Here is a 2,350-nt window from a genome sequence, read left to right as displayed (position 1 = left end):
ACATTTCAGGACGGGACAATAGTTCTTATGAAAGCAAATCAGATTCGCCTAAAACGGTACTTCAAGAAAGGTTAGAGCAATGTGAAAGTGACTTTTTAGCCTGCTTACAAGAGTTTCAAACGTATCAAGGCCTTAGCTCTGAGTTCCCTCATTTAAAAGAAGGCTTACATGATGTAAGGAGCAAGACCAAGATTCAAAGTTCAAAATTGGTTGGTCAGATAAGAGCAATCAAAATGGCATTAGCACTATCATGATAGCTTTGCGCCAGTGGCAATCAGAGTGCGTCGAACTGGCCCTGCATCACTATCAGAAAGGTCAGTCTCACTTCCTCTGTCTTGCAACGCCAGGGGCTGGAAAGTCAGTCATGGCGGCAGAAGTTGCCTCTCGGCTATTTGAACAAAAAGCTATCGACTTTGTCCTTTGTTTTTCACCATCAACAGCCATATCGCAGGGGTTAGCTTACACCTTTAAGAATCACCTGAACTGCCGTTTTGATGGCGTGATTGGAGCGTTAGGTGCCTCGTATACCTATCAAGGTTTGCAGTACTTTGATGACTACTTTTGGTCTTTGCTACAAACTCACCGAGTCCTGGTTGTCCTTGATGAAATTCATCATTGCGCGGGGCTCAACATGACAGAGGCAAACGCATGGGGTGAAAAAGTTATTCAACACATACAATCCCACGCTCGATACACACTTTCATTAACTGGTACGCCATGGCGTTCTGATAAAGCACCGGTAAGCCTATCAAGCTACAACATCAACACGGCTGAAATTGAATGTAACTACGTCTATGGGTTGAGCCAAGCGGTTAAAGATAAAGTATGTCGCTTACCCAGTATTGTCTTAGTCGACAACGAAATGATCACTGCAAAATCTAACGATTCAGAAACTCGCCACTTCTCATCCATCCGTGAATATCTGGATGAACCTTTTGGCTACTATCAAAGTATCATCACCGACGATACCTGCATAAGATACCTGATAAAATTAGGCTTAAAGAAGCTAGATGCGATTCAGGAAAAGAAACCAAACGCCGCAGGGTTAGTGGTAGCGGCATCTGTTGAGCACGCGATAAGAATACACTCAATGCTTTCCGAAGAGTTTAATAAAAAGGCGGTTCTTGTCACTTACAAGCATGACGCCCCTTCAGGGATCATCGATGACTTCAGAAGCAGCGATTCCGATTGGATAGTGAGTGTGGGAATGATTAGCGAAGGGACAGATATCCCTAGGCTTCAAGTGTGCTGCCACCTTAGCAAGGTTAAAACAGAGCTTTACTTCAGGCAAATCTTGGGGCGTATTCTCAGGATAAACAAAGGGATAAACCAAGAAGCGTGGTTATATACTTTTGCCGAACCCAACCTAGTGACTTATGCCAACCGAGTCGCAGAGGAGATCCCTTTGAACGATGTAGTATTTCAAGAACACATGCCCCATAACAACGCTGCATTTTCAGAAATTCATAACACGCGGATACCAAACTACTCAAGCATAAAAAGTTCAGGCACCCAGATTTCATGGGGCGAAACACAACTAACTAAAACTGAACAAAAAGCAGCCACCTTATCTAACCACAACTCTGAAGAACAGTGCCACTACTTCGACGTAGTGGGTGATTTTAGACAACAAATTGTTGATGTGTTCCGTTTTCAAAACCCATGAATCGCTTAGTAATTAAGATACGACAGAATCCCTTGGTGATCACACCACGTAGCGGCGTCGTTCAACTCATTTATGGACAGAAAAGAGTTTCAGGAATTCTAATATTAGTTATTCATGAATAACTTTTTATAAGGCAAATTTGCCAATTAATATACCTTCGTACAGTGCATACTTTGCCTGATTACATTAAAACAGGCTTTATATGCATAATCGAAAATGACCGAGTGCTGAGTCACTCTGGAAGACTGGAAAGAGGTTAAAATACACATGATGGTTTGGAGCTTCCAACTGGATAGATGGTTAGCACCTGTCTCTTGATCAGAAATTAGCCTAAAAACCCATCAATCCAGTCGTTTCCTTGCTCAGATAATATCCACTAAGCATATCCTGCAGTTTGTCCCTGCAAGCCACATGGTTCCCCCAGCTGGCAATGCCTGTCCGTTTAGAGTCGTAGAAGCTGTCAGTGGATAATATAGCTTGATCATAAATGCCCCTGAAACGGGTCATATACAACACTCAGAGTGATAAAGTTTGATCATAAATTGCGCTAAAATATTAGCGCTGAAATTTGTTCACTACTTTCCATGGAACAAGCTCGATTGGCCATTTAATAGTCTATACACTGATCACCTTCTTGCCTGTATCCACTATTACAAACCCATTTACGACCTGTGTAGTCAATTT

General features: G+C 42.4%; 1 protein-coding gene and 1 pseudogene. Both read left to right on the top strand.

Features of this window, described 5'->3' with window-relative positions; all coding sequences use genetic code 11:
* Nucleotides 1-254 (top strand): annotated as a pseudogene (locus AB4558_RS21725) (hypothetical protein); the annotation flags it as partial.
* Entirely contained in the window at nt 251-1,666 is a 1,416-nt protein-coding gene (locus AB4558_RS21720; RefSeq protein WP_170967985.1) for a DEAD/DEAH box helicase, read from the top strand. The pseudogene AB4558_RS21725 and the gene AB4558_RS21720, both read left to right, overlap by 4 nt.
* Nucleotides 1,667-2,350: the final 684 nt, after the last annotated feature.

It is taken from the genome of Vibrio sp. 10N.222.51.C5, assembly GCF_041474575.1.
Lineage (GTDB): Bacteria > Pseudomonadota > Gammaproteobacteria > Enterobacterales > Vibrionaceae > Vibrio > Vibrio crassostreae_C.
This window is presented reverse-complemented; position numbering and strand designations above follow the sequence as displayed.